Source organism: Vibrio cyclitrophicus, assembly GCA_023206055.1.
In the GTDB taxonomy this organism is placed as follows: domain Bacteria; phylum Pseudomonadota; class Gammaproteobacteria; order Enterobacterales; family Vibrionaceae; genus Vibrio; species Vibrio cyclitrophicus_A.
In genome coordinates, this window is the sequence record CP065366.1 from 689,402 (window position 1) to 712,466 (window position 23,065).

A 23,065-nucleotide genomic window follows, 5' to 3' on the forward strand; every position below is an offset into this window, starting at 1 on the left:
CTTCACTGAATAATGTTCATTATCTAGCCCCAAATTCAACAAGCTCTGTTCAAAAATAGGGCTTGTTTTCTTTCTTTCCCTTATGAATCCTACGTCTTTTTTCAGCCTGTCAAATTTATATCCCACTAAGTTATTGAATCTTGGCTTTCCACTCTAAAAAATTCTGTATCTCCGTCACACTTTTGAGTACAATTCTTCGGTTAAATTCTACTCATAAATGATGAGCTAAAATGTTTGAAATCAATCCTATTAAAAACCGTCTGCAGGATGTGTCTGAACGCACAAATATCCTGAGGGGGTATCTTTGACTATGACGCTAAGAAAGAGCGTCTAGAAGAAGTAAACGCAGAATTAGAACAACCGGATGTATGGAACGAACCTGAGCGTGCTCAAGCGCTAGGTAAAGAACGTTCTGCATTGGAAGCGGTAGTAGAAACGATCGACCAACTTGACCAAGGTGTTGAGGATGTTGAAGGTCTATTAGAGCTTGCGGTTGAAGAAGAAGACCAAGAAACGTTTGACGAAATTGAACCAGAACTGGCTGAGCTAGAAGCTAAGCTAGAAAAACTGGAATTCCGTCGTATGTTTGCTGGCGATCACGACGCATCAGATTGCTACATCGATTTACAGTCAGGCTCGGGCGGTACAGAAGCTCAAGACTGGACTTCAATGATGTTGCGCATGTACTTACGTTGGGCAGATTCGAAAGGCTTCAAGACCGAAGTTATCGAAGTGTCTGATGGTGATGTTGCTGGCCTTAAAGGCGCAACGGTACGTATTTCTGGTGAGTACGCTTATGGTTGGTTACGTACAGAGACCGGTGTTCACCGTCTAGTTCGTAAGTCACCATTTGATTCAAGTGGCCGTCGTCATACTTCATTTGCATCTGCGTTTATCTACCCAGAGATTGATGACAACATTACGATCGACATTAATCCTTCTGACTTACGTATTGACGTATACCGTGCCTCTGGCGCTGGTGGTCAGCACGTAAACACCACTGAATCGGCGGTACGTATTACTCACGTTCCAACCAACACAGTGGTTCAATGTCAGAATGACCGTTCGCAGCATAAGAACAAAGATCAAGCGATGAAGCAGCTACGTGCTAAGCTTTTTGAACTTGAGATTCAAAAACAAAATGCTGAAAAACAAGCGAGCGAAGAGACGAAATCAGACATCGGTTGGGGCAGTCAAATCCGCTCTTACGTACTGGATGATTCTCGTATCAAAGATTTGCGCACCGGCATCGAAAACCGTAACACTCAAGCGGTTCTTGACGGTGACTTAGACAAGTTTATTGAAGCTAGCCTGAAATCAGGTCTGTAAGCTTTACCAACTATTAAGCTTTACCAATAATATTGGTAAAAATGCCTATATTTGAAAAAATATAGCTGTCCAAATTATAAAAGCAGGGTACATCTCTAATGACTGATGCTGTTCAAAACGAAAACGCACAAGAAGCTTCTTCACCTGAAGAGAACAAACTAATCGCTGAGCGCCGCAGCAAGTTGGATCATATCCGCCTGAACTGCAAAGCTAACGGTCACCCAAATGACTTCCGTCGTGAGCACTTAGCTGGCGACCTTCAAGCGGAATTCGGTGAGAAGACTAAGGAAGAGCTAGAAGAGCTTAACCACATCGTTGCGATCGCTGGTCGTATTATGGCGAAGCGTGGTCCATTCCTTGCGATTCAAGAAACTTCTGGTCGTATCCAAGCATACGCAGCGAAAGACGTTCAAAAAGTACTAAAAGAGAAGTACCAAGGCCTAGATATCGGTGACATCATCGGTGTTAAAGGTGCGCTTCACAAGTCTGGTAAAGGCGACCTTTACGTGAACATGGAAGAGTTTGAATTGCTAACGAAAGCACTTCGTCCTCTGCCAGAGAAGTTCCACGGTCTAACTGACCAAGAGATGCGTTACCGTCAGCGTTACGTTGACCTAATCGTGAACGAAGACTCTCGTAACACATTCATCGTGCGTTCTAAGCTTGTGTCTTCAATCCGTAACTTCATGAGCTCAAAAGGCTACCTAGAAGTTGAAACGCCAATGATGCACGTGATCCCAGGCGGTGCAACTGCACGTCCATTCATCACTCATCACAACGCACTAGACATCGACATGTACCTACGTGTTGCACCTGAGCTTTACCTTAAGCGTCTAGTGGTTGGTGGTTTTGACCGTGTATTCGAGATCAACCGTAACTTCCGTAACGAAGGTCTTTCTCCACGTCACAATCCAGAATTCACAATGATGGAATTCTACCAAGCGTACTCTGACTACAAAGATCTAATGGATCTAACAGAAGAGATGCTAAGCACAGCAGCGATGGACGTTCTTGGTTCGACTTCTATGCCTTATGGCGACGAAACAGTTGAGTTCGGTGGCACTTACGCTCGCATGAGCATGTTCGATGCAATCAAACACTACACACCTGAAAATGCAAACATTCAAGCTCTGACTGAAGACGATCTTCAGAACAGAGAATTGATGGTTAAAATTGCAGAAGAAGTGGGTCTGTACGTTGAGAAGTTCTGGACATGTGGTCAGCTTCTTGAAGAGATCTTTGGTGAAACGGCTGAGCCTCAGCTAATTCAACCAACGTTCATCACGGGTTACCCAGCGGACATCTCTCCACTGGCTCGTCGTAGCGACAGCAACCCATTCTTCACAGACCGCTTTGAGTTCTTCATCGGCGGCCGTGAAGTAGCGAACGGTTTCTCTGAGCTTAACGATGCACAAGACCAAGATGAGCGTTTCAAAGCACAAGTTAACGCAAAAGACGCGGGTGATGACGAAGCGATGTACTACGATGCAGACTACATTACTGCACTAGAGCACGGCCTACCGCCAACAGCGGGTCAAGGTATTGGTATCGATCGCCTAGCGATGCTATTTACTAACACGCACACAATCCGTGACGTGATCTTGTTTCCGGCGATGCGTCCTCAAGCGTAATTTTCGCTGACAGGTTGTAACAGTCGATTCAATTTAAAAGCCACCTTAGGGTGGCTTTTTCTGTTTCTAAGTGTCCAAAACCTTGCCTGTACCGCACTCTTGATTCGAAAAATCATTATTTCTGGCATAGTCTTACTATTGAGACAAAAAATCTAAGATAGTCTCACTACTATACGTCTCTGCGCTGAATACGATCTCGCGGCATTTTTGTCGAACGATGAAGCAGTGACTCGTATTAGCCTGATTTAAATAAAAATAGAATAAGGAAGAAGGATGGGAACTCAATTTAAGATGGATTCCTTACCAGGTTCTCTTATCGTCGTTGGTGGTGCGTACGAACCCTGGTTATCTGTATTAGAACAAGTGGGTTGGCAGTGTACCCAGTGTGCAGATTTACGAAAAGCCGATGCATTGATTGCCGACATAGGCCCATGCATTGGTATTGTGGACCTTAGCCATGATGAGTTCAGTCTAAATGGCATTGCAAACTTGGTGAGCAACAATAAGCAGGTTAGATGGCTCGCCTTTATCCGTGAATCGCAATTAAGCTCTGATACGATCTGCCAGTTTATCGTTAACTTCTGTATCGACTTTTTCACGGCGCCAATCCCTGACGCTCAGCTATTGAGTACCATTGGTCACCAGTTGGGTATGCTTAAGCTTGAGCAGAAGGTATGGCCAAACTACGGTATTAACAACAATATGGGCCTGCTGGGCGACTCTGTGGCTGTAAAGCGCTTGAGAGACCAAGTGAAGCGTATTGGTCCGACTGACGTCAGTATCTTAATTTACGGCGAGAGTGGGGCAGGCAAAGAGACGATTGCACGTTCAATTCATCAAAACTCTTCGCGAGCACAGAAACCATTTCTCACGGTGAATTGCCGCGCCTTGTCAGAAATGAGAATTGAAGCCGAAGTGTTTGGTATCTCAGCATCAGCACAACAAGCGACAGCACCATGTATGTTGGAAGAAGCCGATGGCGGAACCATCCTACTCAATGATGTGCTGGCGATGCCACGCAATCAACAATTGAACCTGCTGCGCTTTTTGCAGGAAGGAAAAATTGAAACTGCGAACGGACCAAAATCTGTCGATGTACGTATTCTTGCTGCGAACTCTTCTGATATCGAAAAAGCACTGATTGAAGGTGACTTTAATGAAGAGCTTTATCATTACATTAATGTTCTACGTATTCATGTTCCGAGCCTGAAAGAGCGTGTGAGTGATATTTCGGTACTGGCGAATCATTTTCTGCGTGAGTACTCGAAAGAGTTTAATGCTCAAGCTAAGAGCTTCTCTGACGAAGCGCTTCGATCGATGAATCGTTATCACTGGCCGGGCAATGTCCGTGAACTGATGAACCAAATCAAACGCGTTGTGTTGATGTCGGATTCGGTGATCATTGAGGATCACCAATTGGATTTACCAAAACAGAATGATGAACGCCGAAGCTTGAAGAGTATTAGAGAGCGTTCAGAGCGCGATGCGTTGCTGATTGTTTTGGAATCTTATGGTGGACAGGTTTCGCTGGCAGCTAAAGAGCTCGGCGTATCACGAGCGACGATGTACCGCTTGCTTAATAAACACAGCCTAATCTCTGAGGGCGTGGTTTAGATTCTTTTCGACATGACTTTATTCAGTCACCGTAAATTAAATGCCACGTATCTACGTGGCTTTTTTGTTTCTGAAGGGGTGTCCGTTGTTTTCTAGCTCAGCCCTAAGAGAGATATGCTGTGATTTTATATAATCATAGTGAATATGTTATATGTAAATGAATATGCAACTGACATTTTAGGCGAATGCATTGTTTTAAAAATGTTAACCAATTAGCGGTTGAATAATATACTCACTTGGTTAGACTTTAACCGTGAAAGCAATGGTTTAACAAAGACTTATTTGCTTTTATTATCTCATTTCTTTTTGGATTTTTTAGTTAGTTTGGAGGCGCAAATGAAAGATTTCGATTTTATACAGCATATTTGCGCGTCGTTTGATCCGTGTACTGACATTGCGACTGTTATGTCACAAGCATCAGCCATGGCCGATCGAAACACCCAAGATAAACCTAACTAATAGATCCGTACCCTTATTTGGCTGCGGAAAAATAGCAGCTAAGTGAGAAGCCCTCATACTATCTAACACGCTATTTTTCCTCAGTTGATTCAACAACTGGAGAGTTATTATGCGTCACTCAGTATATTTAAAATTAGCAACAGTCCTTATCCGTGCCGATCTTCGTCGTGAAGAGCGAGAATGGCAAAGAAAAGTTCGTCGTAGTTCATATGATCTACCATGGAACAATCCCCACTTATTGAGAGATATTGGCCTTGAAGCCGATGGTCGACCAATTGGTTTTTCTGAACCTGAAGTCGTCACGATTGAGCGTCGAGTGCGTCACCTTCGTCGTGTCTTAAGTGCGCGAATACCGACGTAATCTGCGGGGTTGATAGCACCTTTCAACCCCTAAGATAAGTCACAGTGATAGTTATGGCGTCGAAAGTGCAAACTTTTGAACTAGAACTGGCCAAAAAAGAGAAGCTTTTGCTTCTCTTTTTTGCTTTTTTAAGCCGTTATCTAGTAAAGGAAAAGAGTTCTACTAAGCTTTATAGAGCAAGGGAGGCCGGCTATGCAAAAGCATCAATTAGACATGTGGTTACATGGAGAGCACAAAGACTCTTATCAAACCCCTAAAGTGTACGTTATTGGTTGTTCTGACATCTCAGAATATCTACTGGCGGTGGAGTACAAACACAAGCTAGAACCGGTAAAGCAAGACGGAGAGCCACTTCACTTTGGATCCTTGGATCAAGTGAAAGAGGAGTTACTCCGGCTCGGCTTTGAAAAGGCGTATCTTCGCTTACACAACGCCTATGATGAGTTTGGTAATGAGCCAAGCCAAAGCTACTGTGATATTGAACTGGCGCTCAAACCTCATTAAAAGAGCGTTTATCGTTAGAGATTGCTTCTAACTACAGACTGCTCTGTAACACACTGATAGTTTTGGCTATCGAGGCTCGATTAAGCGATCTATGCGTAATGTGTTGTCAGCAATTTGTGGGTGAATTGAGTTCGTAGATAGAAACCACGTGGTTTGGTCTTGATAGGTTTTCCACTTGCACCGTAAGCTTCAGTTAACACGCGACTGTTGGCAGCTTTTGGACGTAAATGCAGTGCTTCACCGTGTCTTGCTGTTATCTGTTCAACATTGCCTAACACGATCAACTCCATGAGCTCTTCCCAATCTCTTTTCAAGAGTTCGTCTTCAGCTTGGCTAGGTGTCCATAATAATGGGGATCCTACATGCCTCTCAGCTAGCGGGATCTCTCTTTCTCCCTCGACAGGGATCCACAATACCTTAGACAGCTTGTTTCGAACGTGGCTAGTTTCCCAAGTTATGCCTTGCACGCCCATCAACGGCGCAACACACACAAAGGTGGTCTCAAGTGGCTTGCCAGAATAGCCAATCGGAATGCTTTTTAGCTCGATCCCGAGCTTGGCAAAATCTTGTTCTGGCTTACTACCTGCAGGTGCACCCAAGTGCCATTCCAATAGCTGCCCAACCCAGCCTTTATCACGCTTAAGGTCGTTTGGCATTACCATCTCGGCTTCGTCGGCGAGCTCTTTAAAGGTCATTCCGGCGATAGCATATGCACGCTCTAACAGCTCTTGTTGTGTTTGTGGTTCTGGTTTCATAATAAAAGGCATGATCAAAAAAATGATTTTATCAGAAGTTATCACCAAATGACGACTGGTTAAGAAATGATCTCCTTGCGAGAGAAGGGATCAAACTCAGGGTTATCCACAGGACATAAAGGTAATTAATTGAAATATTAATTTAGTGGATAAATAAACAGGGGTTTATGGTGGATAAAATGCTTGCCAAATGGGGTTCAAAATGAATCTTTCACTTAGTAGTGTGGATAAACATCGGAGTGGTTGATCTTTGACCACGTCAGGTTTCTGAAAGATCTTTTACATTTCCAATGTTATTTAAAACCAAAATGTTATTTTAATTAATTGATTTATATGGATATAAAATTAATCTGATTAATTTGTCGTTTTTGGTGTTGATGAATCTATGGATTAAAAAAACGATTGCGGGTAATTCTTCACATAGTTATTCACAGAAAAGGTGAATAAATGTGGTCTATGTCTCACTATTGTGTGGGTAACTAGAATTTGAGCAAAACTTATCCATATTCCTAGTTATTATTCATAAATATAGCGCTTATCACGTCACTAAGTTTGCTCCGATTGGGGATATGTGGAAAAATCAGAGTAATTAAAAATTTAGATAGAGGTTGGCCAGTGATAGATGGCGATGGTTACCGATTAAATGTTGGTATTGTAATCTGTAACAACCATGGTCAGGTCTTCTGGGCTAAACGATACGGGCAACATTCATGGCAATTCCCTCAAGGGGGAATAGATGAAGGTGAGACTCCGGAACAGGCAATGTACCGCGAGTTGTATGAAGAGGTTGGCCTTACTAAAAAGGATGTAAAGATCGTCGCGACAAGTCGTCATTGGTTACGCTACAAGCTACCCAAACGACTGGTTCGGTGGGATTCTAAACCTGTCTGTATTGGACAAAAACAGAAGTGGTTCCTTTTACGCTTAGATTGCGATGAATCGCATATCAACATGCAGCGTGGAAGTACACCTGAGTTTGATGGTTGGCGTTGGGTGAGTTACTGGTACCCAGTTCGACAAGTTGTTTCTTTCAAGCGAGATGTTTACCGTCGAGCGATGAAAGAGTTCGCATCTTTAGCAATGCCGTTTAAAGAGCGAAAAATAAAAGGAAAGCGCAAATTGCGTAGAGGTTAAGCATGCTCAGTCAACTAAGGGAAATAGTTGAACACGTATCAAGAGTTGAAGATGTGTCGACGGCTCTTGATATTTTGGTTAAAGAGACATGCAGTGCGATGCAGACGGAATGTTGCACCGTGTATTTGGCAAATAATGATATGCAGCGCCTTGAGTTGATGGCAACTCAAGGCCTGATCTTCAAAGGCAACAGCATTCACATTGGTTTTGACGAAGGTTTGGTTGGCCTTGTTAAAAGAAGTGCTGAACCTATCAACCTTGCACAAGCGTCTGCTCACCCTGCTTATAAGTTTTTTCCGGAGTTAGGAGAAAAGGTTTATCACTCTTTTCTCGGTACTCCGATTATCCATCGCAAGCAAGTGCTTGGCGTTTTGGTTATTCAACAGAAGTCCCCGCGTTTATTCAGTGAGATGGAAGAATCCTTCCTTGTCACGCTCTCAGCACAGCTTGCAGTTATTGTGGCGCACGCCCAAACTCAAGGCCATTGGCTGTTAGAACAACAGAAGCTGCCTGCGACTAAAGGTATTGCAGCTTCATCGGGTGTGGCGATTGGTGATTTATGGTGGGATAACACTCAGCCTGAACTCACCGATGTTTATCCGGCTTCGACGCTCAATGTAGAGAGAGAGCATGAGTTGTTGGCGGTTGCTGTTGAAAAGGCTCTCAATGACTTTAAGCGCATGCGCAAGCGCTTAGATAGCGAAATAAACAAAGATGCGTTGGCGATCTTTGATCTGTTTACTCACTTACTCAACGATCCTATGTTGCGTAAGGATCTGAAAAGTCAAATCCAGAAAGGCGATAAAGCTGATTGGGCACTAAGACAAGTTGTTGAAAGTTACTCGAATCGCTTTGCTCGTATGTCTGATGTCTATCTTCGCGAGAGAGCACAAGACATTCGAGAGCTCGGACAAAGGCTGCTGTATTTCCTTCATAACTCCGAGCATGAACTCCGAACATTAGATAAGCCGATTATTCTAGTAGTTCGTGAGTTAACCGCTTCGGTATTAGCGTCGATTCCGAAAGAAAAGCTCTTGGCGGTTATTTCTTTGGAAGGGGCGGCGAACTCGCACGCGGCTATTTTATCTCGTGCGTTAGGCATTCCCTCGGTGATGGGGGTCAATCTCAACCTTGCCCAAGCTAATGGTAAGCAAGCGATTGTCGATGGGTATAGTGGTGAAATCTTTATTGAGCCGACTCAGAGCCTACTGAGCGAATACCAAGGGCTAATTCTAGAAGAGAGTGAACTCTCCTCTATGGTTAACCGAGAATTATACTTACCTGCAAAAACCCAAGATGACCGACAAGTCGAGATCTTGCTTAATGCGGGCTTAAGTGCCGACACCAATATTGCGATCAACCAAGGGGTGGATGGCGTAGGCCTGTATCGAACAGAAATCTCTTTCTTGTTACAACAAAGGTTCCCGTCAGAAGACGAACAGTTCAAGCAGTATCGTTCTGTGTTGGCAAGTTACCCTGAGAAACAAGTGGTGATGCGTACGCTGGATATTGGTGGCGATAAGGCGTTACCTTACTTCCCAATAGAAGAAGACAATCCATTCCTTGGCTGGCGTGGTATTCGTTTTACGCTCGATCATCCCGACATCTTTATTATCCAATTGCGTGCGATGTTACGTGCGAGTTGTGATAGCCAGAACTTGAGTATCTTGTTGCCGATGATCTCTAGCACTCAAGAACTGGATGATACTGTTCAACTCATCGAGCAAGCCTACGATGAAGTGCATCAACTCGACAGTCGAGTTCGTATGCCGCGTATCGGTATCATGATTGAAGTGCCATCAATGCTTTACCTTCTTCCGCTGATTGCGGATAAAGTTGATTTCGTTTCGGTGGGCACCAATGACTTAACTCAATATTTATTGGCGGTTGACCGGAACAATTCCCGCGTCTCTGATGTCTATGAATCCATGCACCCTGCGGTGATCATGGCATTGAAACACATCCATGATACTTGTAAGCAATATCAATTGCCTGTGTGTATATGTGGAGAGCTAGCCGGTGATCCTATGGGCGCATTACTGTTGATTGGGCTAGGGTACGAAACGTTAAGTATGAATACCTCAAATGTCGCTAGAACCAAATATTTGATTCGCCAATCTAACCTGAGCGAATTACAGGATTTAGCAAATAAGGCACTTTCAAAACCGTATGGTCGTGACATCTATAGTATGATGCTCAACTATTTCGAAGAGCGTGAATTTACAGGCTTCATTCGAGCAGGTAAAAAATAGGATTTAACGTGTCATACGAACTCATTGGCTTGTTGGCAGGCCTTGGTGCTGTTGTTGGTGTTTTAGCGGGTTTGCTGGGCATTGGTGGTGGTTTGCTGGTGGTTCCAGCCTTACTTTTTTTGCTTCCTAAAGCGGGTATTCCTCAAGAATTTGCGATGCAGATGGCATTGGCGACTTCGTTATCAACCATTATAGTTACGTCAGGATCGTCTGCGATTAACCACTTAAAATTGGGTAACGTAGAGATATTTGTCGTTAAATGGTTGATGCCAGGTGTAGTGATCGGTGGCTTCCTCGGTTCTTTCGTGGCCGATGTAATTCCAGCTCAATACTTACCAAAAGTCTTTGGTGTGATTGTTTTGGTGTTGGCGTTGCAAATGCTGTTGTCGATTCGCTCCAAGAGCCAAAAATCGATGCCGGGTTCAGCTAAAACCGTATTGTGTGGCGGTGGGATTGGTTTGGTATCAAGCTTAGCGGGCATTGGCGGTGGGTCTTTATCGGTACCTTTCCTTAACCATCACGGTGTGGAAATGCGTAAAGCCGTCGGCTCATCTTCGGTATGCGGTTGTGTTATCGCGATTTCGGGAATGCTAGGTTTCATTTGGCATGGATCGTCTGTCGATGATCTCCCTGTGTATAGCTTAGGTTATGTTTATCTGCCGGCTTTGATCGCAATATCTTGTACTTCAGTCCTAACTACTCGAGTGGGGGCGAAACTGGCCACTCAACTGCCTACCCCTGTGCTGAAGAAATTTTTTGCGGTATTTTTAATGTTTATAGCAGCGACAATGCTGCTGTAGTGTCTTGTCTGTCAGCTGCTGAGCTGACCGTTATTCAATTTAGATAGAGAGCCAAGTATGTCTCAGGGTTTTATCGAATTCCCAAATATCGATCCTGTTCTTATTGAACTAGGACCAATCTCAGTTCGTTGGTACGGTCTAATGTACCTCGTCGGTTTTATGTTTGCTCTTTGGTTGGCAAATCGCCGAGCTGATCAGCCAGGTAGTGGTTGGACTCGTGAGCAAGTATCAGACTTACTGTTCGCTGGCTTTCTAGGTGTGGTTCTTGGTGGTCGTATTGGCTACGTACTGTTCTATAACTTTGACCTTTTCCTAGCAGACCCACTGTACCTATTTAAGGTATGGACTGGCGGTATGTCTTTCCACGGTGGCTTGCTTGGTGTTATTACTGCCATGTTTTGGTATGCCAAAAAGAACGGTCGAACCTTCTTTGGTGTGGCAGACATGATTGCACCATTGGTGCCATTTGGTTTAGGTATGGGACGCTTAGGTAACTTCATGAACAGCGAGCTTTGGGGCCGTGTGACTGATGTGCCATGGGCGATTGTGTTCCCTAACGGTGGTCCACTTCCTCGTCACCCATCTCAGCTTTACGAGATGGCGCTTGAAGGTATCGTGCTGTTCTTCATCTTGAACTGGTTTATCAAAAAGCCGCGTCCTCTTGGTTCTGTATCAGGGTTATTCCTAGCTGGATATGGTACATTCCGCTTCTTAGTAGAATACGTACGTGAACCTGATGCTCACCTAGGTTTGTTCGGTGGATTTATCTCGATGGGACAAATCCTGTCACTGCCAATGGTTATCATCGGTGTGCTGATGATGGTTTGGGCATACAAGCGTGGTCACTACAAAGACGAATTACCACAACAAACGAAGTAAGGAATTGGTGTGAAACAGTATTTAGACCTCTGTCAGCGTATCGTTGATGACGGTATTTGGATTGAAAATGAACGCACGGGCAAGCGCTGCCTAACTGTTATCAATGCTGACCTGAAATATGATGTTGGTAATAACCAGTTCCCTCTAGTAACAACACGCAAGAGCTTCTGGAAAGCGGCGGTTGCTGAACTGCTTGGCTACATCCGTGGTTACGATAATGCTGAAGACTTCCGCAAACTAGGCACTAAAACTTGGGATGCAAACTCTAACCTGAACGAAGCATGGCTGAATAACCCTCACCGCAAGGGTGAAGACGACATGGGCCGTGTTTACGGCGTTCAAGGACGTGCATGGATGAAACCTGATGGCGGTCATATCGACCAACTGAAGAAGATTGTTGATGATCTAACGAACGGTATTGATGACCGTGGCGAGATCTTAAACTTCTACAACCCAGGCGAGTTCCACATGGGTTGTTTGCGTCCGTGTATGTACAGCCACCACTTCTCTCTGCTTGGTGACACTTTGTACCTAAACAGTACTCAGCGCTCTTGTGATGTACCTTTAGGTTTGAACTTCAACATGGTTCAAGTGTATGTGTTCCTCGCTATCATGGCGCAGATCACCGGCAAGAAAGCAGGTGTGGCTTACCACAAGCTTGTTAACGCTCATATCTATGAAGATCAGCTTGCACCAATGCGCGATGTTCAGTTGAAGCGTGAGCCTCTAGCTGGCCCTACATTTCATATCAACCCTGAAATTAAGTCTCTAGAAGATTTAGAAACGTGGGTAACGATGGATGACTTCTGGGTTGAAGGTTACGAATGCCACGAAGCGATTAAGTACCCATTCTCGGTTTAATCTAATTCGCTTTGTTTGATTGAAAGGCTGCCTCTGTGCAGCCTTTTTTGTATCTAAGTTACAGTAACGAGTAATTGAGATTCGAGATACGAAGAGCAGAGAAATCATATGCTGTGTGATGCTTTATGTTACTCGTATACTCTCAACCCATATTGGCTCTTTCTCTTCGATACTCGCTTACTCTCATCTCGGATCTTCTTTCAATTCGTCATTCCCTAGACTGACGAAGGTAGGAGTAGGGAATCTCTGGGTGTTGTGTGTTAGGTAGATTCCCTATCGTGCTTGTTCCTCACTGAAAGGAATGACGGATTTTTAGATGCGAGTAAACGGGATTCGAGATGCGAAGAGCTAAGAGTAGAAGCGAGTAAATGAAATTAGGAATACGAAAAACATATCTAGATTTGAGTCGGCGATATACCAAATACGACTATCACAGTTTGTGTTTTTCGTTATTCGCTTACCATATCTCTAATCTGCTTCTGGCTCTTCGCTACTCGTTCACTCGCATCCCGTATCTGCTGTACAGAAAAGAAAAAGCCCGCAACCTAGGTTGCGGGCTTTGCTATAAGCGATGTTTGTTTTGCTATTAAGCAGTCAGTGCTAACACGCTACCCGGCAGTACAAGGAATACCGCAACAAGGTAACCAGCTACTACAGCTTTGTTCTTCACAGCCATGTCAGAAATGATGTCAGAAGCTTTAACTGGTAGTTCACGTAGGAACGGAATACCAAAGATGAATACCGTTGCCATGATGTTGAACACCAAGTGTACTAGAGCAATCTGTAGTGCGAATACTGCAAACTCACCAGATACTGCTGTAGCTGCAAGTAGAGCGGTAATACATGTACCGATGTTTGCACCCAAAGTGAATGGGTAAACGTCACGTACTTTAAGAACACCTGAACCTACTAGCGGAACCATCAAGCTTGTTGTCGTAGAAGAAGACTGAACAAGGATAGTCACGATAGAGCCAGAAGCGATACCGTGGATAGGGCCACGACCAATTGCGTTCTTTAGAATCTCACGAGCACGACCAACCATTAGGCTCTTCATCAGCTTACCCATTACGGTGATAGCTACGAAGATAGTTGCGATACCTAGAGCGATAAGCATGATGCCGCCTACAGTGTCGCCAAATGTTGATAGAGGTTCTTTAATCGCACTTACTACTGGTTTAGTGATTGGCTTGATGAAGTTAAGACCACCCATGCTCATATCACCTGTTGCTAGCATCGGAGATACCAACCAGTGAGAAATCTTCTCTAGAATACCAAACGCCATCTCTAATGGTAGGAAGATAGCAACGGCTAATAGGTTGAAGAAGTCGTGGATTGTCGCACTTGCGAATGCACGTTTGAATTCTTCTTTACAACGAACGTGACCAAGGCTAACTAGCGTATTAGTTACCGTAGTACCAATGTTAGCACCCATGATCATAGGAATTGCTAGCTCAACAGGTAAACCACCTGCCACAAGGCCAACGATAATTGAAGTAACTGTACTTGATGATTGAATAAGTGCTGTAGCCACTAAACCAATCATTAAGCCTGCAACTGGGTGTGAAGCAAATTCGAAAAGAACCTTTGCTTGCTCGCCTGTTGCCCATTTGAAGCCTGTACCAACCATTGAAACTGAAAGTAATAGTAGGTAAAGCATGAATGCCAAGTTAGCCCAGCGTAGCCAACGAGTTGTGCTCGAGATAGGCGCTGCTGCAGTAGTAGCTTGGTTCATAATGTTTTCTCCATTGGACCGTTTAAGTCTGTGTTTGGTCTGTTTGTTTAATCTGAGCGTGATGTTAGAGAACAAATATTTCAGTAATATTACATTTTGGTTGAGGTAAGACTTTTTTGTGATGATTTGCTCTTTAAATATTAACCCTTGAAATAAAGTGTTATTAAGTGCCTGTTTTTATTGATTTTAAACTTGATTTAGGAACGGTGATATAGATCTTAAAAGTTAGAAAAAAATTGAAAATAATCGCTGAAATATTACATTATGAAATCAGACACTTCGAAAAAACAAGTTGTAAGGATGATCTTTGTTAGGTTTTTCCGAGTTTATTGAGTGGAGGTGTCATATTTGATATAAAAGGGTATCTACTCTTTTATTACGGCACATCTATGTCGCACCTCAACTACAACCATCTGTATTACTTCTGGATGGTTTGCAAGCAAGGCTCTGTTACTAAAGCTGCAGAAGCCCTATTTCTAACACCACAAACGGTAACGGGTCAGATAAAAGCTTTAGAAGAGCGTATGGATGGCAAGTTGACCAAGCGTAATGGCCGCAGTGTTGAGCCTACAGAGCTTGGGCAGCTGGTATTTAAATATGCCGATCGTATGTTTGGCCTGAGTTACGAGATGTTGGATATCGTGAATTACAGCCAGCACTCCAATATTCTGTTTGATGTTGGTGTCGCGGATGCGTTGTCTAAAAGGCTTGTCAGTAAGATACTGATGTCGACGATCCCTGAAGATAACAGTATCCACCTTCGCTGTTTTGAATCGACCCATGAAATGTTACTTGAGCAACTATCTCAACATAAGCTCGATATGATCTTGTCTGACTGTCCGGTGGACTCTAGTCAAAGCCCTGGCTTGTTTAGTAAGAAGCTGGGTGAGAGTGGCATGAGCTTTTTCAGTTCAGGCAAGGTTGAGGGCGTTAACTTTCCTGCAGTATTAGAGCAAAGGAAGCTTTTGATCCCTGGTAGCCGAACCTCAATGGGGCGTAAAGTACTGCAGTGGTTTGATAGACAAGGACTTAAGACAGATATTTTAGGTGAGTTTGATGATGCCGCATTGATGAAGGCTTTTGCTCGTTATCATCATGACGCAATATTCTTAGCTCCTACGCTTTATATGTCTGAAGTTGAAGAAGATACATCACTGCAACTATTAGGCGGTATTGAGGAGTTAAAAGAGGAGTACTACGTCATATTTGCTGAGAGGATGATCCAACATCCAGCAGTAAAAAATGTATGTGACGCAGATTTTAGCAAATTGTTCGAATGAGTTAGTTTGTTAATGAATTGATATCGATTATCATAGCTCCACCGTATGCCGAAAATATTGATAGCCCGTAGTTGGCGTGAAGGTTGTAGGGAGCCAAACTATGAACTTAAAAGAGATGGAGAAGAACTCAGCACAAGCTGTGATTCTACTCAAAGCTATGGCTAACGAGCGTCGCTTACAGATTTTGTGCCTATTACATGGTACTGAACTGTCGGTTGGGGAGTTGTGTGGCAAGTTGGAACTGAGTCAGTCTGCTTTATCTCAACATCTTGCTTGGTTGAGAAGAGATGGTTTGGTCGAAACTCGCAAAGAAGCTCAAACTGTGTATTACACATTGAGTAGTGAAGAAGTAAAAGCGATGATTAACCTACTACATGGTATTTACTGCAAGTAGCTTATTGCTGGTGGGAGGGGAATTTCTTATCAGCGATAGAATGACACAAGGAAGTGTTAGTATTTCACGTTGAACGTTAATGTTTATCTACCTACGCACCAATTTTCTTCTCTATTTGTTTCCCTGATTTATTTATCTGCTTAGCTGTTTATCGGTAAGAAAAATAGGCGGTTAGCACGTAAAATAAAGCGTTACTCAAAATTTAGATATAAAAAAACCGGCCAAGGCCGGTTTTTTTCGTTTTGCGTTGTAATCAAATTTCTATTAAAGAGCTTTGATTGCAGCAGCGAAACGAGACTTATGACGTGCAGCTTTATTCTTATGAATAAGGCCTTTAGTCGCCATACGGTCTAGAAGTGGTGTAACTTCTACAAGAGCAGCAGTTGCAGCTTCTTTATCACCAGCTGCGATAGCTGCGATAGTCTTTTTCATGTAAGTGCGCATCATAGAACGACGGCTAGCATTGTGCTGGCGACGTTTCTCAGCTTGGATAGCGCGCTTCTTAGCAGATTTACTGTTTGCCAAGGGTCTAACTCCCAAAAACTTAGTTCGGTGACAATTTAAGGGCGAGGACTATCCCTCATTAGCGCTTAATTGTCAAATGATTTGTGCAAAAACCAATCGTAGCCAAACAAACTTTGGTATGGAAAGGTCATCGCGGTTAAGATGGCGGGGATTCTAACAGCATTTTTAGACCAATGCTAATAAATATGCTTCTTAGGACAGGATAGTATTTATCCTCGCTTGAAAGTAATCAACCAGTGTCAGAGGTTTGTGTGAGTAAAAGACTATTAAAGTCAGGCCTGATTGTCAGTGCAATGACTTTTGTTTCCCGTGTATTGGGGCTAGTACGTGATGTAGTAGTAGCAAATTTAATGGGAGCAGGAGCGAGTGCCGACGTATTTTTCTTCGCTAATAAAATTCCTAATTTTTTACGTCGACTTTTTGCAGAAGGTGCTTTTTCTCAAGCGTTTGTACCGGTACTAACGGAATATCACGCTGCAGGTGACAAAGATAAGACACGAGATTTAATTGCTAAGGTGTCGGGTACGCTCGGGGTTTTAGTGTCTATAGTGACCGTTATTGGGGTATTGGGCTCCGGTGTGATCACTGCGATGTTTGGTGCCGGTTGGTTTATCGACTGGCTGAATGACGGACCAGCAGCTCCAAAATTTGAACTTGCGAGCTTTATGCTCAAGATTACTTTCCCTTATTTATGGTTTATCACCTTTGTTGCTTTATCTGGTGCGATTCTCAATACATTAGGTAAGTTTGCCGTCTCTTCTTTTACACCTGTGTTCTTGAATGTGATGATCATTGGCGCAGCATGGTTTATCTCTCCTAATTTAGAGCAACCGGAAATTGGATTAGCTATCGGTGTGTTTCTCGGTGGATTAGTCCAATTCCTTTTCCAAATGCCGTTCTTAATAAAAGCGGGTGTGTTGGTTAAACCTAAGTGGGGCTGGAGAGATCCGGGTGTCGTTAAGATCCGCACACTAATGATCCCTGCTCTTTTTGGTGTATCGGTCAGCCAAATCAACTTACTGTTTGATACCTTCATTGCCAGTTTCCTCGCGACAGGCTCTATCAGTTGGTTGTACTACTCAGATCGATTGCTTGAATTTCCACTAGGGTTATTCGGTATCGCGATTGCGACGGTTATTCTTCCGGCTTTATCTCGTAAACACGTAGACGCTCAAGGAGAAGGGTTCGCGCATACCATGGATTGGGGCGTACGCATGGTTTTACTGCTTGGTATTCCTGCTATGTTGGGTCTGATTGTTTTAGCTAAACCAATGTTGATGGTGCTGTTTATGCGTGGTGAGTTTTCTCCCCACGATGTACAACAGGCGTCGATGTCGCTAGTGGCTTATGCATCAGGTCTGCTTAACTTCATGTTGATTAAAGTATTAGCTCCGGGTTATTACTCTCGCCAAGATACCAAAACACCCGTTAAGTACGGCATTATCGCTATGGTTACCAACATGGTGTTCAACGCGATCTTTGCTTACTTCTATGGTTATGTTGGTTTGGCGATTGCGACGGCCTTGTCTGCCTTTGTGAATATGGCCTTACTATATCGAGGTTTACATCTTGCGGGTGTCTATCAATTAACTAAGACAACCTTGTTGTTTAGTGCCAAGTTGTTTGTCTCTGGTGTAGTGATGGTTGCAGCCATTTTATGGCAGTTGGATAATATGCAACAGTGGCTGGAGTGGGGCTTCAGTCAAAGAGCACTGACATTAACAGGCTTGATCGGACTTGGTGGCTTTGTTTATATTGTTTCGGTACTGATTTTAGGTATCCGAGTAAAACATTTAAAAGCAGCGACAGATTAATGCTGATTAGTATATAATCCGTCGGTTTCACACAATAAATGATGCAAATTACAGGTTTTAGCTGATCATAATGGAACTGATCCGAGGTATACATAATATTAAAGCGCAGCATCATGGCTGTGTATTAACCATAGGTAACTTCGATGGTGTTCATTTAGGGCATCAAGAAGTTCTGAGTCAGGTTTCTAATCAAGCTGCAGCATTAGGGCTCCCTTCTGTTGTTATGACGTTTGAGCCGCAACCTATGGAGTTGTTTGCTAAAGGTCGAGCGCCAGCGCGTTTAACTCGTTTACGAGATAAATATGTGCAATTGAGTAAGCTAGATATCAGTCGTTTATTGTGTGTTAATTTTAATCAGTACTTTGCTAGTTTATCCGCGGAAGCATTCATTAAGGATCTTTTGGTTGATAAGCTTGGTGTGAAGTTCTTGGTGGTTGGTGACGATTTTTGCTTTGGTAAAGGTCGCACTGGTAATTTCGCTATGCTCAAAGAGGCAGGCGAGAAGTACGGTTTTGAGGTGGTAAGCACCCAAAGCTATTGCTTAAACCAATTACGAGTAAGCAGTACTGAAATAAGAAACGCATTAGCGGTCGATGACCTGGCTGCAAGTGCTACCATGTTAGGACGTGATTACAGTATTAGTGGTCGAGTGTCCCATGGTCGAAAACTAGGGAGAACTATCGGTTTCCCTACCGCTAATATTCCATTAAAGCGTTGTGTTTCTCCTGTATCGGGAGTGTATGTTGTTGAAGCATTGGATATCGACGGTGTTCCTGTCGGTGGCGTTGCTAATATTGGACAACGACCAACAGTTAATGGGGTAAGGCAGCAATTAGAAGTGCACTTTTTTGACTTTAAAGCCAATTTATATGGTAAACAGTTAGAAGTACGACTTTTGCACAAACTGCGCGACGAGATAAAATTTGAATCGTTCGACGCTTTAAAAAATCAAATAGAATTGGATGCTGAAGCCGCAAGGGTGTGGCTGCTTCAGCTAAAGAATTAGTCGGATGATTCCACCGATTAACATAATGTCTAACTTCGCCCAATATAACGGAATTAAGAATCGATGAGTGATTATAAAGATACCCTGAACTTACCAGAAACAGGGTTCCCAATGCGCGGCAATCTGGCAAATCGTGAACCAGAAATGCTTAAGCGTTGGTACAAAGAAGACCTTTACGGTGAAATCCGTAAGGCAAAGAAAGGCAAAAAATCTTTCGTGCTGCATGACGGCCCTCCATACGCGAACGGCGACATTCACATTGGCCACGCGCTGAACAAGATTCTTAAAGACATTATTATTAAATCTAAGACCCTTTCTGGTTTTGATGCACCGTACATCCCTGGTTGGGACTGTCACGGTCTTCCAATCGAGTTGATGGTTGAGAAGAAGAAAGGTAAGCCTGGTCAGAAGATTTCGGCTGCTGAATTCCGCGAAGAGTGTCGTAAGTACGCTGCGGGCCAAGTTGAAGGTCAGAAAGAGAGCTTCAAACGTCTTGGTATCATGGGCGAGTGGGACAAACCTTACCGCACTATGGATTTCGGCACAGAAGCGAACATCATTCGTTCTCTAGGTAAAATCGCAGACAAAGGTCACCTACTTAAAGGTTTCAAACCTGTTCACTGGTGTACTGACTGTGGTTCTGCTCTGGCTGAAGCTGAAGTTGAATACAAAGATAAAGTTTCTCCATCTATCGATGTGAAATTTTCTGCAGCTGACGAAGCGGCTCTACTAGAGAAGTTTACTCTAGCGGAAGGCCACGCTGGTCAAGGCGAAATCTCTATCGTTATCTGGACCACAACACCATGGACTCTGCCTGCTAACCGCGCAGTTTGTCTACGTGATGATCTTGAATACGTATTGATCCAAGTTGAAGCGAATGGCGAACAGCCTGCTCAACGTATTATTGTTGCTTCTGAACTAGCAAAAGACGTAATGGATCGTGCGGGTATCGAGCGTTTCCATAACCTTGGTTTTGCGACTGGTGCTGATCTTGAGCTTTCTCAGTTCAACCACCCGTTCTACAACTTTACGGTTCCTGCTGTTCTTGGCGATCACGTAACAACTGACTCTGGTACTGGTGTGGTTCATACCGCTCCTGGTCACGGCCAAGAGGATTTCGTGGTTGGTAAGAAGTACAACCTAGAAATCGCTAACCCAGTAGGCTCTAACGGCGTTTACCTGCCAGACACTGAGCTTTTTGCTGGTCAGCATGTATTCAAAGCAAACGATTCTGTTTTAGAAGTTCTAAAAGAGAAAGGTGCATTACTGCATCACCACGCTTACGAGCACAGCTACCCACATTGTTGGAGACACAAAACTCCAATCATCTTCCGTGCAACACCACAATGGTTCATCTCTATGGATCAAGCTGGCCTACGTGCAAAAGCACTAGAGTCAACGAAGAGTGTTGAGTGGATGCCAGAATGGGGTCAAAGCCGTATCGAAGGTATGATCGAAGGTCGCCCTGAGTGGTGTATCTCTCGTCAACGTACTTGGGGTGTGCCAATTGCTCTGTTCGTTCATAAAGAAACATCAGAACTTCACCCAGATAGCCCAGCGCTTATTGAAAAAGTAGCGAAGCTTGTGGAAGAAAAAGGCATTCAAGCTTGGTGGGATGTCGATGCTGCTGAACTGATGGGTGCTGAAGACGCTGACAAGTACGAGAAAGTACTTGATACGCTAGACGTATGGTTCGATTCAGGTGTAACGCACTTCTCTGTTGTGGATTCTCGTGAAGAGTACAACTTCCCGAATGAAGAAAGAACGCACAGTGCTGATCTTTACCTTGAAGGTTCTGACCAACACCGTGGCTGGTTCCAGTCATCTTTGATTTCATCTATCGCGATGAAAGACGAAGCACCATACAAGCAAGTGCTAACGCACGGTTTCGTGGTTGATGGTAACGGCCGTAAGATGTCTAAATCTATCGGTAACGTTGTTGCTCCTAAAGATGTAACGAACAAGCTAGGTGCAGATATTCTACGTCTATGGGTTGCTTCTACGGATTACACTAACGAAGTTGCGGTTTCTGACGAGATCCTTAAGCGTTCTGCTGATGCTTACCGTCGTATTCGTAACACGGCTCGTTTCTTCCTAGCGAACTTGAACGGTTTCAACCCTGAAACGGATCTAGTTCCAGCTGAAGAAATGGTAGCACTTGATCGCTGGGCTGTTGGCCGTGCTCAAGCTGCACAAGAAGAGATCGTTAAAGCATACGGTGAGTACAACACTCACGGTGTAACTCAACGTCTAATGCAGTTCTGTTCTATCGAAATGGGTTCTTTCTACCTAGACGTAATTAAAGACCGTCAGTACACAGCGAAACAGGGCAGCCATGCTCAACGTAGCTGTCAAACGGCGCTTTACTACATCGTAGAAGCTCTAGTTCGTTGGATGGCTCCTATCATGTCGTTCACTGCAGATGAAATCTGGAACGAGATGCCTGGCGAGCGCGACACGTTTGTATTCACTGGCGAGTGGTTCGAAGGCCTATTTGGTCTTGCTGACGACGAAGAGCTAAGCAACGAATTCTGGACTGAAATCCAGTCAGTTCGTGGTGCAGTGAACAAGCTTCTTGAAGATGCTCGTAAAGAGAAAACAATCGGTGGTGCACTGCAGGCTGAAGTGACTCTATACGCTGACGACGCACTAGCGGCTAAAATCAACAAACTAGAAGATGAGCTACGTTTCGTACTTATCACTTCTGCTGCTGTTGTTAAGCCACTTAGCGATAAGTCTGATACAGCTCAAGCAACAGACGTTGAAGGTCTATACGTTGAAGTTGCAGCAACTGAAGCTGAGAAGTGTGACCGTTGCTGGCACCACACTCCAGATGTAGGCACAATTGAAGGTCACGAGAAAATTTGTGGTCGTTGTGTGTCGAACATCGACGGTGAAGGCGAAGTGCGTAAGTTCGCATAACGACTCAGAGAAAGACTGAACTTTTTGTAAAAATCATAGCCCCAGTATCAACTGGGGTTATTTTTAATTATAGGAAATGTGTTTAACCAAGCTGACTTCTCGTATTCATTTTTGATAGTGGATAATGAGATGATTTGAGTGAGTAGATACTAGGAATAGAAATGAGTGAAGTTTCGTTAAAACAATCTGGTGTTCGTTGGTTATGGCTGGCTTTGCTGGTGTTCCTTGCTGATATCGGCATCAAACTCTTTGTCATGGACAACATGGGTTATGGCTGGGCAAACCGTATTGAGGTGTTGCCATTCTTTAACTTTTTGTATGTTCATAACTATGGTGCGGCATTTAGCTTTCTGAGCGATCAGAGCGGCTGGCAGCGTTGGTTGTTTACGGGTATCGCATTTGCGGTAACGGGGATGCTGACATACTGGATGAGCAAACTACCAGCGACAGAAAAGTGGAACAACATCGCTTATGCGATCATCATTGGTGGTGCAGTAGGTAATGTATTTGACCGTGTAGTACACGGCTTTGTTGTAGATTACTTAGATTTCTACTGGGGTACTTACCATTGGCCTGCATTCAACTTGGCTGATATGGGAATCTGTATCGGTGCTGCGATGATCATCTTGGATGGCTTCCGCAAGAAAGATGAAAGCAAATAAGCGACTCAAGCATTAATGAGTATTAAGCAAATCGCTTTGAAATAGATTGCCCTAAAGTCAGTCTATGACTCACAGAATAGAATAGCCCTAAGCGCTGTCGGTTGATTCCGACGGCGCTTTTTTTTATGCTGCAAGTAATATGAGATCGAAG

General features: G+C 43.8%; 19 protein-coding genes. 16 read left to right on the plus strand and 3 right to left on the minus strand.

Annotated elements, in window-relative coordinates:
- Positions 1-230: 230 nt before the first annotated feature.
- From prfB to ITG09_03075, 5 genes are all read left to right on the plus strand, one after another.
- Positions 231-1,329 (plus strand): peptide chain release factor 2 gene (gene prfB, locus ITG09_03055; protein ID UPR52644.1). Its coding sequence is split into 2 segments (ribosomal slippage): positions 231-305 and positions 307-1,329, totalling 1,098 coding nucleotides; the frame shifts between segments, so codons are not numbered across the junction.
- Positions 1,330-1,427: 98 nt separating this feature from the next.
- Positions 1,428-2,960, plus strand: a complete 1,533-nt coding sequence (gene lysS / locus ITG09_03060) for a lysine--tRNA ligase (protein ID UPR52645.1) — start codon at positions 1,428-1,430, stop codon at positions 2,958-2,960.
- A gap of 273 nt (positions 2,961-3,233) precedes the next feature.
- Entirely contained in the window at positions 3,234-4,574 is a 1,341-nt protein-coding gene (locus tag ITG09_03065) for a sigma-54-dependent Fis family transcriptional regulator (protein ID UPR52646.1), read from the plus strand.
- A gap of 568 nt (positions 4,575-5,142) precedes the next feature.
- Complete coding sequence (locus ITG09_03070; GenBank protein UPR52647.1) at positions 5,143-5,394, plus strand: DUF1127 domain-containing protein; 252 nt, start codon at positions 5,143-5,145, stop codon at positions 5,392-5,394.
- Positions 5,395-5,586: 192 nt separating this feature from the next.
- On the plus strand, positions 5,587-5,898 hold the full coding sequence (locus ITG09_03075; GenBank protein UPR52648.1) for a hypothetical protein: 312 nt from the start codon (positions 5,587-5,589) through the stop codon (positions 5,896-5,898).
- A gap of 89 nt (positions 5,899-5,987) precedes the next feature.
- Here the strand turns inward: ITG09_03075 and mutH are convergent, their stop codons facing one another.
- Positions 5,988-6,701, minus strand: a complete 714-nt coding sequence (mutH, locus tag ITG09_03080) for a DNA mismatch repair endonuclease MutH (GenBank protein ID UPR52649.1) — start codon at positions 6,699-6,701, stop codon at positions 5,988-5,990.
- 567 nt (positions 6,702-7,268) lie between these two features.
- Here mutH and rppH point away from each other — a divergent pair.
- Genes rppH through ITG09_03105 form a run of 5 tightly spaced genes read left to right on the plus strand, consistent with a single transcriptional unit; the run spans position 7,269 to position 12,579 of the window.
- On the plus strand, positions 7,269-7,787 hold the full coding sequence (gene rppH, locus ITG09_03085; protein ID UPR52650.1) for an RNA pyrophosphohydrolase: 519 nt from the start codon (positions 7,269-7,271) through the stop codon (positions 7,785-7,787).
- 2 nt (positions 7,788-7,789) lie between these two features.
- Positions 7,790-10,039, plus strand: a complete 2,250-nt coding sequence (gene ptsP / locus ITG09_03090; protein ID UPR52651.1) for a phosphoenolpyruvate--protein phosphotransferase — start codon at positions 7,790-7,792, stop codon at positions 10,037-10,039.
- Between the two features lie 8 nt (positions 10,040-10,047).
- Positions 10,048-10,839 carry a sulfite exporter TauE/SafE family protein gene (locus ITG09_03095; GenBank protein ID UPR52652.1) on the plus strand — a complete coding sequence of 264 codons (792 nt, stop codon included), beginning with the start codon at positions 10,048-10,050 and terminating at the stop codon, positions 10,837-10,839.
- Positions 10,840-10,896: 57 nt separating this feature from the next.
- Positions 10,897-11,718 (plus strand): prolipoprotein diacylglyceryl transferase, encoded by an 822-nt coding sequence (gene lgt / locus ITG09_03100; protein ID UPR52653.1) that lies wholly within the window; start codon positions 10,897-10,899, stop codon positions 11,716-11,718.
- A gap of 9 nt (positions 11,719-11,727) precedes the next feature.
- Complete coding sequence (locus tag ITG09_03105) at positions 11,728-12,579, plus strand: thymidylate synthase (protein UPR52654.1); 852 nt, start codon at positions 11,728-11,730, stop codon at positions 12,577-12,579.
- 586 nt (positions 12,580-13,165) lie between these two features.
- Here the strand turns inward: ITG09_03105 and ITG09_03110 are convergent.
- Positions 13,166-14,311, minus strand: coding sequence for a Na/Pi cotransporter family protein (locus ITG09_03110; GenBank protein ID UPR52655.1), 1,146 nt, complete (start codon positions 14,309-14,311; stop codon positions 13,166-13,168).
- Between the two features lie 389 nt (positions 14,312-14,700).
- Here ITG09_03110 and nhaR point away from each other — a divergent pair, with 389 nt between their 5' ends.
- The gene (gene nhaR / locus ITG09_03115; protein UPR52656.1) at positions 14,701-15,591 is read left to right on the plus strand and encodes a transcriptional activator NhaR; all 891 of its coding nucleotides are present in this window, start codon (positions 14,701-14,703) and stop codon (positions 15,589-15,591) included.
- A gap of 100 nt (positions 15,592-15,691) precedes the next feature.
- The gene (locus ITG09_03120; protein ID UPR52657.1) at positions 15,692-15,985 is read left to right on the plus strand and encodes a winged helix-turn-helix transcriptional regulator; all 294 of its coding nucleotides are present in this window, start codon (positions 15,692-15,694) and stop codon (positions 15,983-15,985) included.
- A gap of 264 nt (positions 15,986-16,249) precedes the next feature.
- Here the strand turns inward: ITG09_03120 and rpsT are convergent, their stop codons facing one another.
- Positions 16,250-16,510 carry a 30S ribosomal protein S20 gene (gene rpsT, locus ITG09_03125; GenBank protein UPR52658.1) on the minus strand — a complete coding sequence of 87 codons (261 nt, stop codon included), beginning with the start codon at positions 16,508-16,510 and terminating at the stop codon, positions 16,250-16,252.
- A gap of 236 nt (positions 16,511-16,746) precedes the next feature.
- On the opposite strand from rpsT, the gene murJ reads away from it, so the two are divergent.
- From murJ to lspA, 4 genes are all read left to right on the plus strand, one after another.
- Positions 16,747-18,324, plus strand: a complete 1,578-nt coding sequence (gene murJ, locus ITG09_03130; GenBank protein UPR52659.1) for a murein biosynthesis integral membrane protein MurJ — start codon at positions 16,747-16,749, stop codon at positions 18,322-18,324.
- Positions 18,325-18,394: 70 nt separating this feature from the next.
- Entirely contained in the window at positions 18,395-19,330 is a 936-nt protein-coding gene (gene ribF / locus ITG09_03135) for a bifunctional riboflavin kinase/FAD synthetase (GenBank protein UPR52660.1), read from the plus strand.
- 63 nt (positions 19,331-19,393) lie between these two features.
- Positions 19,394-22,252 carry an isoleucine--tRNA ligase gene (gene ileS, locus ITG09_03140; protein ID UPR52661.1) on the plus strand — a complete coding sequence of 953 codons (2,859 nt, stop codon included), beginning with the start codon at positions 19,394-19,396 and terminating at the stop codon, positions 22,250-22,252.
- A 161-nt stretch (positions 22,253-22,413) separates the two neighbouring features.
- The gene (lspA, locus tag ITG09_03145; GenBank protein ID UPR52662.1) at positions 22,414-22,914 is read left to right on the plus strand and encodes a signal peptidase II; all 501 of its coding nucleotides are present in this window, start codon (positions 22,414-22,416) and stop codon (positions 22,912-22,914) included.
- Positions 22,915-23,065: the final 151 nt, after the last annotated feature.

Coding starts and splice junctions, on each gene's coding strand:
- ITG09_03075 (UPR52648.1), top strand. CDS start 5,587: ATGCAAAAGCATCAATTAGACATGTGGTTACATGGAGAGCACAAAGAC.
- ITG09_03120 (UPR52657.1), top strand. CDS start 15,692: ATGAACTTAAAAGAGATGGAGAAGAACTCAGCACAAGCTGTGATTCTA.
- ITG09_03110 (UPR52655.1), bottom strand. CDS start 14,311: ATGAACCAAGCTACTACTGCAGCAGCGCCTATCTCGAGCACAACTCGT.
- ITG09_03070 (UPR52647.1), top strand. CDS start 5,143: ATGCGTCACTCAGTATATTTAAAATTAGCAACAGTCCTTATCCGTGCC.
- lysS (UPR52645.1), top strand. CDS start 1,428: ATGACTGATGCTGTTCAAAACGAAAACGCACAAGAAGCTTCTTCACCT.
- ribF (UPR52660.1), top strand. CDS start 18,395: ATGGAACTGATCCGAGGTATACATAATATTAAAGCGCAGCATCATGGC.
- nhaR (UPR52656.1), top strand. CDS start 14,701: ATGTCGCACCTCAACTACAACCATCTGTATTACTTCTGGATGGTTTGC.
- ITG09_03065 (UPR52646.1), top strand. CDS start 3,234: ATGGGAACTCAATTTAAGATGGATTCCTTACCAGGTTCTCTTATCGTC.
- ptsP (UPR52651.1), top strand. CDS start 7,790: ATGCTCAGTCAACTAAGGGAAATAGTTGAACACGTATCAAGAGTTGAA.
- lspA (UPR52662.1), top strand. CDS start 22,414: ATGAGTGAAGTTTCGTTAAAACAATCTGGTGTTCGTTGGTTATGGCTG.
- ileS (UPR52661.1), top strand. CDS start 19,394: ATGAGTGATTATAAAGATACCCTGAACTTACCAGAAACAGGGTTCCCA.
- lgt (UPR52653.1), top strand. CDS start 10,897: ATGTCTCAGGGTTTTATCGAATTCCCAAATATCGATCCTGTTCTTATT.